Source organism: Candidatus Schekmanbacteria bacterium, from assembly GCA_003695725.1.
GTDB lineage: Bacteria > Schekmanbacteria > GWA2-38-11 > GWA2-38-11 > J061 > J061.
On the sequence record RFHX01000059.1, the window covers coordinates 1 to 10,232 of the forward strand.

At 38.0% G+C, this 10,232-nt stretch carries 8 protein-coding genes; 4 read left to right on the plus strand and 4 right to left on the minus strand.

Annotation, left to right across the window (positions count from 1 at the left end):
• On the plus strand, positions 1-2,781 hold a 2,781-nt coding region (locus D6734_02780), incomplete at its 5' end, for a PAS domain S-box protein (protein RMF97115.1).
• Positions 2,782-2,825: 44 nt separating this feature from the next.
• Here the strand turns inward: D6734_02780 and D6734_02785 are convergent.
• Complete coding sequence (locus D6734_02785; GenBank protein RMF97116.1) at positions 2,826-3,923, minus strand: ATP-dependent 6-phosphofructokinase; 1,098 nt, start codon at positions 3,921-3,923, stop codon at positions 2,826-2,828.
• A 170-nt stretch (positions 3,924-4,093) separates the two neighbouring features.
• On the opposite strand from D6734_02785, the gene D6734_02790 reads away from it, so the two are divergent.
• From D6734_02790 to D6734_02800, 3 genes are all read left to right on the plus strand, one after another.
• Complete coding sequence (locus tag D6734_02790; GenBank protein ID RMF97117.1) at positions 4,094-4,621, plus strand: hypothetical protein; 528 nt, start codon at positions 4,094-4,096, stop codon at positions 4,619-4,621.
• Positions 4,622-4,639: 18 nt separating this feature from the next.
• On the plus strand, positions 4,640-5,668 hold the full coding sequence (locus D6734_02795; GenBank protein RMF97118.1) for an alcohol dehydrogenase: 1,029 nt from the start codon (positions 4,640-4,642) through the stop codon (positions 5,666-5,668).
• 90 nt (positions 5,669-5,758) lie between these two features.
• Entirely contained in the window at positions 5,759-6,103 is a 345-nt protein-coding gene (locus tag D6734_02800; GenBank protein ID RMF97119.1) for a hypothetical protein, read from the plus strand.
• Between the two features lie 69 nt (positions 6,104-6,172).
• Here the strand turns inward: D6734_02800 and D6734_02805 are convergent, their stop codons facing one another.
• The 3 genes from D6734_02805 to D6734_02815 all read right to left on the minus strand — a co-directional run bounded on the left by D6734_02805 (position 6,173) and on the right by D6734_02815 (position 10,160).
• On the minus strand, positions 6,173-8,116 hold the full coding sequence (locus D6734_02805) for a 2-enoate reductase (GenBank protein RMF97120.1): 1,944 nt from the start codon (positions 8,114-8,116) through the stop codon (positions 6,173-6,175).
• A gap of 193 nt (positions 8,117-8,309) precedes the next feature.
• Entirely contained in the window at positions 8,310-8,852 is a 543-nt protein-coding gene (locus tag D6734_02810) for a pyridoxamine 5'-phosphate oxidase family protein (GenBank protein RMF97121.1), read from the minus strand.
• Positions 8,853-9,197: 345 nt separating this feature from the next.
• The gene (locus D6734_02815; GenBank protein RMF97122.1) at positions 9,198-10,160 is read right to left on the minus strand and encodes a DUF932 domain-containing protein; all 963 of its coding nucleotides are present in this window, start codon (positions 10,158-10,160) and stop codon (positions 9,198-9,200) included.
• Between the last annotated feature and the right edge of the window lie 72 nt (positions 10,161-10,232).

Below are 10,232 nucleotides of genomic sequence, written 5' to 3' on the forward strand. Positions count from 1 at the left end.
ACGACGACATCATCATTTGACTATCTTGACAATATCATTTGTAAAATCACAGAGACGCTGAATTTTGATGCTGGCGCAATCTATCTTTTCAACAGAGAAGACAACACATTGAATCTTTCCGCATCAAAAGGCATAGATAAAAAATACCTGCCTGAATTACAAAAAGTGCGGGCAGACAATTCACCCTTAGGAGGCATCTTCATAAACGGCGTTGCAAAAATTATCAGGAATATCGATGTCAATGATAAAAAGATTCCTCCATCAATCAAGGCAATGGGATTCAAATCAGTAGGAATATTTCCACTTGGCACAGAAAAAGAGAGAATAGGAATCTTAGTGCTGTCGCGCAAAAGCCAAGAAAACTGGGGAAACAACATTATTCAACTTGCCGTCTCTATAGCAAACAGTCTTTCTGTAGCAATAAACAACACTAAACTGATTAATAAACTCAAGAGACAGGCAAACGAATTGACGGCAGTAAATGAAATTGCCAAATCGATAAATACTGCATTCAATCTTGAAGACATAATAAATATAACAGCAAAAAAAATCAGCCGCCTCATACCTTATGATAAAGGCGCTATAGTCATTGTTGATGAAAAACAGGAAAAGGACACTCTTCACTATGTCATCACCCCTCAAGGTATAGAAATGATAAAGGAGGTCAATCTCAAATCTGAATTCGCTGAAAAATGGGGAAACCTGAATTCAGTCTATAAAAGAAACAAAGGGGAAGAGAAAAAGGTTGATTTTGAATGGGAAAAGAAAATCGGGAAAATGTTTGGAGCTAAATCTGTTATTGCCTCACCTCTAATCTCTAATAATACAATGCTTGGCGTTATGTGTTTGATGCATCAATCTGACAAAATATACAATGACCAAGACATCAATCTCTTTAAAACTATTTGCGAAGAAGTTTCTATTGCTATACAGAAGTCTAATCTTTTCAAACAACTTGAATCAAGCTATCGTGAATGGGAAAACACATTCAACTCTATTGCCGATCCGATTGCTATAACAAACAACAACAATGTTGTGCGTGCAAACAAAGCCTTTATCAAGAAGTTTGGCATCAATGAAAAAATCGATTTAATTCCATCAATATTGACAAACAACCTCCAAGACAAGAAGATCAAGGCAAAAGGATTTTACTACAATGTAAGTTCCTATCCAATTATAGAAGAAGATAAAAAGGACAAAAAATATGTTTTCATATTGAAGGACATTACCGCTCAAGAATGCCTTGAGAGAAGTCTAAAAGAATCAGAAGAAAAATATAGAAATCTTTTCGAAAATGCTTATGACGGTTTAATCATCATTAATCCATCAAACGGCTCAATAATAGATTCAAACAGAAGTTTTAATGTCTTGTATGGAAGCCAAAAAGAAGAAATTACAGGGCTTAAACTTTACGACATTATTGAAGAAATTTCTGAAGGCGAAAAATCTACCCTCTCTTCAGCAATAAAGAATAAAAGTACCTATGTCTGCGAAATGTATCTAAAAACAAAAAAGGATGAGAAAAAAATTGTAGAAATCAGCACCGCCTCTTTCAGATTTGGAAATCTGGATACAGCTATTGCCGTAGTAAGAGACATCACCGAAAAGAAAGAGATTCAGGGACTGGTAATGCAAACTGAAAAGATGACAACGCTTGGAGAAATGATATCAGGTGTGGCTCACGAGCTCAACAATCCTCTCACTGGCATTATGGGATATTCAGAACTGCTTTGTGAAGAAAATCTGCCTGATGAAATATCCACAAAGCTGAAAAAAATAAATAAAGAAGCGGTTCAATGTAGAAAGATTGTTCAAAATTTGCTTACTTTTGCCCGCAAAAGGAAACCTGAAAGGAAACTTATTGACATCAATGAAATTATCACTGAAACAATTGATTTCAAATCCTATGACCTTAGGACAAGCGGGATAGAAATTGAAACTGAATTTTCCAATAAGAAATGCACAATCAATGCAGACCCTTATCAAATAAAACAAGTCATTCTAAATATAATAAACAATGCACAGCATGCTGTTATGGAAAAGGAAACAAATGATTCAAGAAGAATCAAGATAGCAACCAAAACAAATGGGAATATGACCAATATAAAGATTGAAGACAACGGATGCGGAATTCCCAAAAAGAACTTGAAGAAAATCTTCAATCCTTTCTTTACGACAAAAGAGCCGGGCAAAGGCACTGGTTTAGGTTTGAGCGTCTGCTATGGAATCATAAAAGAGCACAATGGAGAGATATCTGTAGAAAGTGTTGAAGGTCGAGGCACAACCTTCACAATTTCTTTCCCATTAGCAAATGAAACTTCTTTACATTGTGAAAACTGCACAGCAGGAAATTCAGATACATCTTTCAAAAACATCGATGGTAAATCAAAGATTCTAATAATCGACGATGATGAAATCGTTGCTTCCGTTATGTCTGAAATTCTAAAACGGGAAGGACATTTTGTTGAAAGGTCGTCCAATGGTAATGATGGCATCAAGAAAATTCTGAAGGATGATTTCGATGCCGTTATCTGTGACATAAAGATGCCGGTTATGGACGGAAAAAAAGTTTATTCATTTCTGGCAAAGAATAAGCCCGACATCATCGACAAATTCCTCATTGTAACAGGAGATACCTTCAACTCTGAAACTGCAAACTTCCTATCGAAAAATAAGATTCCTACGATAGAAAAACCCTTTGAGAAAAAAACATTGATTGAAAAGGTAAATGACATACTGAATAATAAAAACAATCCCTCCCCTGATATTCAAGCGGCATAGCTTTTTCAACGACAAATGGCGCTTTACTATTTCTGATAATATATTCAGTCGCCAAATCCAATACCAAGAGAGCGCGCAGTCAAAACCGGTTGAGAATTTTTTCTTACATGTTTCAATCTATTGACAGCTCGCAAAATCGGTATTGCAGTGATTTTGTTCCCGCGAATTGCAACCATTTTGCCAAAATCCTTTTTCTTGATAAGCTCCACAGCAGCAGCGCCAAATTCAGTAGCCAAAATTCTATCATATGCCGATGGAGTTCCGCCTCTTTGAAGATGACCAAGGACAGTTACCCTTGTCTCGATGCCTGTCATCTCCTCGATATCATCTCCTATCTTATTTCCAATTCCTCCCAATCTCAGAGGGTCAGGGCTATCCTTTATAACCTTTCTTACAACCATCTCACCACCCTTAGGTTTTGCTCCTTCGGCAACTACGATAATACTGAATTTTTTCCCCTTCTTAGTGCGTTCTTTGATCTTTTCACACACCTTTTTAATGTCATAGGGTATTTCAGGAATTAGGATTACATCGCCGCCGCCTGCCAACCCCGAATAAAGGGCAATCCATCCTGCATACCGTCCCATCACCTCGATAATCATTACACGATGATGGGACTCTGCAGTGGAATGTATTTTATCAACTGCTTCAGTGGCAGTTTCAAGAGCTGTATTGAAACCAAATGTATAATCGGTGCCATCGAGGTCGTTATCGATTGTCTTCGGCACTCCAACAATCTTCAACCCTTTTTTTAACAGCTTTAATGCTATCTGCAGTGTCCCGTCACCGCCAATACAGACCAAAGCATCCAATCCAAGCTTTTTATAATTTTTTACAGTCTCATCAGATTTATCCAAAAATTCAAGTTTTCCCCTTCTTCTAATAGGCACTCTAAAAGGATTGGCTTTATTCGAAGTCCCCAGAATAGTTCCGCCCTGTGTTAAAATTCCAGAAACTGCCTTTGAGTTCAATTTTATATAATTCAAATCCATCAATCCCTGATAACCATCTATAAATCCTATAACCTCTGCATCGAGTTCTATGATAGATTTCTTTGCAACTGCTCTTATAACGGCATTTAGCCCCGGACAGTCTCCTCCACCTGTCAACACCCCGATTTTGATTTTTTTCTTTTTAGCCATTCTTACCTCCTTTTAAATTCCAATCAGTTTCCTATCGGAATTTTTTCAAAGAATAAAACAAGCCCAAATGAAAATTTTCAATATGAGCATAAAAACTTTAACTTAAATTACAATTTATTTTAACATATGGTATTTAGATTGCAGAAAAAAAATATAAAAAGGAGACCCAAATGGAAAAGATATTACTTTCCAAAGTTGATAAAAATGTTGAAATGGCAATGAAAGCAAAGGGAGTGAAACTCAAAAAAAACCTCACTCCAGACAAGGTAAAAAAAGACATAATAAAATATTTGAATGAAAATACCGTCCTTCATTTAGCAACCTGTTATAACAATAATCCAAGAGTAACTCCTATCGAATATAGAAATGACGGACTAAAAATATACATCTTTTCAGAAGGCGGAGTAAAATTTAGAAACTTGAAACAAAACCCCAAGGTCTCTGTATCTATTGCATCACCCTATAATCGAAAAAAGGATTACTTCAGCTCAAGAGGTTTGCAAATGTGGGGTAAAGCAAAAGTCTACACTAAGGAAAGCAATATTGAAGAATTTAGAAAATGCATCAAGCTGATGGGAATCGATGAAAAAAAACTTCCGACAAATTATCCTTTCAAAGTAATTGTCATAGAGCTTGATAAGATAAGATATACTGACCCACGAAATGGGTACTGGTTTGTAACTTGGAGTAAAAAATAAAATTACAGGGGGCTTGTTATGAAAGCTGTATTCATAAAAAAACATGGTGGTCCTGAAGTAATTCATTATGGAGATCTTCCAAAACCTGAAATTGAAGAAAATGATGTTCTTATCAATATAAAATACGCAGCACTCAATCATCTCGATATATGGGTAAGAATGGGCATACCGGGAATAAAGGTAAAATTTCCTCATATTTTAGGATCTGATGGTGCGGGAATTGTTGAAGAATGCGGAAACAAAACGACATCTTTCAAAAAAGGCGATAAAGTTTTAATAGATCCGGGTATTTCCTGCGGAATCTGCACGATGTGCCGAAAAGGAGAACACAGCCAATGTAAAACCTTTCATCTTGTTGGGGAACACATCGATGGCACTTACGCTGAATTTGTCAAAGTCCCTGAAGAAAATGTTCATCCAATTCCTGATGGACTCACAATGATAGAAGCAGCAGCTTTCCCATTGACATTTCTTACGGCATGGAGGATGCTCATATCAAAAGCAAAAATAAAGGCAGGAGAAACATTTCTCATAATCGGTATTGGAGGAGGCGTTGCTACAGCTTGTCTGCAACTTGCGGCCTCAATGAAATTGAAAACGATTGTTACATCTTCAGATGACAACAAAATCAAGAAAGCGCGAGAAATTGGAGCTTTCGAAGGGATTAACTACAAAAAAGAAGATGTTTATAAAAAGGTCAAAGCGATAACAGGAGGCGAAGGTGTTGATATCGTTTTTGACAGCGTAGGTGCAGAAACTTGGGAAACATCCCTAAAATGTCTCAAACGAGGCGGACGCCTCATCACTTGCGGCGCCACATCAGGTGGAATTGCCCAAACAGATATTCAAAGGGTCTTCTGGAATCAAATTTCAATATTCGGTTCAACAATGGGAAGCAGAGGAGAGATGAATGAACTATTAAACTTTATGAAAGTCGCGGGCACAAGGCCTGTCATCGATGAGTGTTTCCCTCTCAAAGATTACAAGAAAGCTCAAAAATATATGGAAAGCAAAAAGCAATTTGGCAAAATTCTTATTGAAATCTAAAAAAAAATTCGTAAAGCTTATTTAAGCTTGACTGCTATTTTTAGTAGTTTATACTAAAAGAAAAAAACTTTTCAAAGCGGAGGATATAAAGTGAATTTAAAAAGTTTTATCGTTGCAGTTCTTATTGTTGCTTTTGCTTTACAGCCCTTTGCACTTTCATTTGCAGCAGACAAAACCTTTGCAGAAACCAAAGGATTGGAAAGAGCATATTGGATAACAGGAAGTGCTTTGACAACTCCAGTTTGGACAAGTCTTAAAACGCTTTATTCAATTGGCGGATTAGGCGCTGGTTTTATTACTTTATTTGGTTCATTAGGAGTTGCACATAAAACAGCGAAGAAGATTTTTAAAAATTCCCTTGGCGGTGATTGGTATGTATCACCTGATTACCTGATGGGAAACAAAAAACAGCTCGATATTTATGGAAGAAATTAACTAAAACCTTGAAATAATATTTTCCCCTTCAGACTCTTCTGAAGGGGATTTTTTTATTGCTAAATTATTCTATAATTCGATTTCGCGTACTCTCTTGAACGCACCCCATACTGCATCCATAACTGTCTGCGGCTTTACACAATCCCCAATGCTAAAGACATTCTTTTCATTCGCAAGCTCTTTACTGAGCTGGTCTTTAGGAAATAATCTCCCTGCAAAGATAAGGCAGTCTGCAGGAACTCTTTTTTCTTCTCCTTTTTGCTCAACGACCACCTCTCCATTTTCAATTCTCACAGGAATTGCAGCGCGCATCACATTTATTTTTGCGTCTTCCAACATTCGAAGAAGGAAATATCTGTTGTTATGGTCAACCATATCCATATCCAAATCATCAGAATCCATCCTTGCACATATCGTAACATTCTTCCCTTTGCGGGCAAGGGCAACGGCCGTTTCACATCCAATAACTCCACCTCCCATTATGAGAATCTTCTCTCCCTTCACCTCTTCGCCTTTTAGGACATCGATTACAGATATTACATTTTCCCCTTCGATAGGAGGTTCTTCCATTTCAGCACCTGTTGCGATTATCACATAATCAGCACCAAATCTTTTTACATCCTCAGCCGTTGCCTTTTTATTGTAAACAACTTTTACAGGAAGTTTTTCAACAAGATAATTGAGATAGTTGATATAATCTAAAATATCGTGTTTGAAATCATGCTTTGCCGCAAGATTAAGATTTCCACCCAACTTATCAGACGCCTCCCACAAGGTAACATCAAATCCTCTCTCAGCTCCCACTCGCGCCGCTTCCACTCCTGCCGGACCTCCTCCAACTACCAGTAATGTTCTTTTTTCTTTGAGAGGAATAAGGGGCCATTCAAGCTCATGACCTGTTGTTGGATTGAGGGAACAGCTTGTTGGCTGCTGAGCAATCATCTGCCAAAGACATCCTTCATGACATCCAAGACAAGGACGGATCTCTTTTTGTCTTCCCTCTTTTATCTTGTTTACAAGCTGGGGATCGGCAAGGAGACCTCGTCCAACTGCAATGAAGTCGGCTTTCCCTTCTATCAATGCTTTTTCTGCAACAGAGGGATATTGAAGACGTCCAACAGCAATTACAGGAATTTTTACAACCTTTTTTACCTTTTCAGCAATGTGAAGCATACAGCCCGGGGGCTGATATTGAGGAGGATGAGGCCACCAAGGAGTTTCATAGCATCCTGCATCGACATGAAGGGCACTTACCCCCATTTTTTCCAGTTCCTGAGCTATCCACAAACCTTCTTCTTCCTCTCTTCCGCCTTCCAAATAATGAGTTATTCCAAAACGGTATATAATGGGGAAGTCTTCACCGGCATCACGCTTTATAGCCGCTATTGCCTCACGCGCAAGCTGAAGCCGTTTTTCTCTTGAGCCTCCATAACGGTCTTCGCGCCTATTCCAAAGCGCTGTCATAAACTGGTCCATCAGATATCCCTCGTGGCCATGAATCTCGATGCAATCAACGCCTGCATCACGGCATCGCATCGCGGCATAACCGAAGGATTGCGCAAGAGCTTCGGCTTCTTCAGTCGTAATTGCCCGGGATACATATTCAGGAAAATCCGGCAGAAAGTAATGAGGATTTTCAGAAGCAGAGACGGGCCTTACCCCTTCAGGTATAACAGGTGGCGCTATAACTCTGCCAAATCCTGCAGTCAATTGGACGCTCAATTTACAGCCATAAGAATGAAGAGTATCTGCAAGTTTTTTCATCGAAGAAAAATGTTTATCATTTGAAATATTGAATAAATCTTTTGTAAATGGCTCGAGTGCCTGAGTTACAAATGTTGCTTCTGTCGTTATAAGGCCTACGCCGCCTTTTGCTCTTGCTTCATAATAAGCACGGTATCGCTCGCCCCAATCGCCATCAGCTTCATGAAGTCCATGAGCGCCCATTGCCGCCATAATAACGCGGTTTTTTATTTCCGCTTTACCTATATATCCGGGCTCCAAAAGTTTCATTGCAAACCTCCAAAATTAAAAGGGCTAAAATCAGCTTCTAAATTTTGTCTCTTTTTTCTCCAAAACAACCATTCAAATTCAGGCAATCAATTTAATAAGTTATCAATTATTTCCTGCTGAATTCAAATTTCTTCCTTCGGCGCCGCCTTTCTTTGTTGCCATCACTCTTTCTCTGCTTTTTACGACTTCGCCATTACGGTTTCCAATGAGCGGCATAAATCCCTCTGTTATTATGGTAATAAACTATTTCATAGGGAATAATGCGGATTATTTTTGACAATCCCTTTGGCACATTCAAAGGAGTTCCTGTATCTTTAAGGAAATTGTCAAAAACCGGTTTGAACAATTTTTTTGCCTCTTCATACTCGGGCATATCATCTGTAAATACATCTGCCGTACCTCGGATGTTAACGCCCCGTACTGCCTTCATACTCAAGGTTGATACTCCAATCCCAACTGCAACCTTATTATTTTCTTTGATATTTTTCAACTTTTGGCCGCCTTCGGTAAAAATGTAGATGTTGAGTCCATCATTTACATAATCGACAACTGAGATGCGCGGCACTCCGTCTTTGCCACAAGTTGCAAGTGAGCAACAATGCATCTTGTTAAGAAAATCAGTTATTTCATCTTCAAGTTCCTCCTTTGAAGGCTTCCACCGCTGAATCTTGAGCTTTGCAAAAAGACCATCAATCATCTTATCTATCTGCTCAGGAGTAAAATCGCTTATATCCATTAATAGTCTCCTTGATTTTTAAATTGTGATTTATTTCTTTGAACAAACTTCTTTTCTGCTCTATATATTAATCACTCATATCATATTTTATCAATTCTAATTTTTTTACTTTTTCTTATGAACAAAAAAAATTATGGTAATAGAGAAATCCACTATCCTGCTACCCTATTGTGTCATTATCCGGTTTGAACGGATAATCCACCGGTCATCCCAACAATATTGTGAAAGAACTTCAAAGGAATTCATAATAAATACAAATTCTATGCCAATGCAAACGCAGAGATTCAATTTGTAAAGAGAGAGAAAGCAATAATCAAGCAAGGTATCTTCGAAATGACTGATACACTATGCCGCAATTTTTAGATAATCATCTATAAGCGCAGGGATTTGAGCTCTCCATTGGAACTGCTCATCGATGTCCCTCCTCTGCCGTGCCAGCCAAGACAATGCTTGCACCACTGCGTAAAGGTTATTAGCAGGCGCAACTGCCCCGGGCACTTCAATGGTATATTTGACCTCTATCTGAGAAGAAGGAACTTTTTTCTTGAGGGGGGCATAAGTAACATCTTTTCCCGACATTGCAATATGATATGTCCTTACCGCGGCCTTCACACCCCATTTTTCTTTTAATGAATCATTTACCCATTTTTCAAAGGCATTCTTATCGAGAGGGGTTCGATATAATTCTATCAGCATCCTTTTTTCTTTTTCATAAAGAGCAAGTCCATTTCTTAGTATTTCATTTACATAATATTGATCGAGAGATTTAGTATGACGGTGTTCAAAACGATCTTTTTCGAATATTACCATCCCATTTGAACATACAAGCCTTAACCATCCAAACTCTGCAGAAAATTTAGTGCTCCCATCAACGGAATTTCTTAACCACAATGAGAAACCAACTTTATATCCGTCTCCCGGATCAAAATGATATTTTGACGGAAATCTCATCAAAAGCTCCATTCTTTCACCATATTCTGTCAAAAAAAATAAAAACTTCATCTCCTCGTGGTCAAGAAATTCATCTTTAATAGAATTAATGATAAAGTTCAAAATATCCCGATGCTGTATCAGAGAATAGGATTTGGACACAATTCCAACAGGAATCTCACCTTCGCCATTTATTGGCTTTCTCACAATGACATCATAATTTTTGTTCTCTTCATCAGCCGTAAAGGGACGCTTATCAAAATAAGGTATTCTTTCCAGCATCTCTTCAAGAGTGCTTTCCGACTGTTTGACCGGAATGCCAAACCATCTAAATATATCCATCTGTTCTTCAAATGATGATGCCTCGCTCATAGCCATATTTAATCCCTCCTTTTTAAATAAACGAATTTCTAATTACAATATAGGAGGGCAGAGAGACAGCAGTATGTC

What these genes read in the sequence shown, in the direction of transcription:
- D6734_02785 (RMF97116.1), bottom strand. Translation starts at nt 3,923, where the DNA reads ATGGCTAAAAAGAAAAAAATCAAAATCGGGGTGTTGACAGGTGGAGGA.
- D6734_02790 (RMF97117.1), top strand. Translation starts at nt 4,094, where the DNA reads ATGGAAAAGATATTACTTTCCAAAGTTGATAAAAATGTTGAAATGGCA.
- D6734_02795 (RMF97118.1), top strand. Translation starts at nt 4,640, where the DNA reads ATGAAAGCTGTATTCATAAAAAAACATGGTGGTCCTGAAGTAATTCAT.
- D6734_02805 (RMF97120.1), bottom strand. Translation starts at nt 8,116, where the DNA reads ATGAAACTTTTGGAGCCCGGATATATAGGTAAAGCGGAAATAAAAAAC.
- D6734_02810 (RMF97121.1), bottom strand. Translation starts at nt 8,852, where the DNA reads ATGGATATAAGCGATTTTACTCCTGAGCAGATAGATAAGATGATTGAT.
- D6734_02815 (RMF97122.1), bottom strand. Translation starts at nt 10,160, where the DNA reads ATGGCTATGAGCGAGGCATCATCATTTGAAGAACAGATGGATATATTT.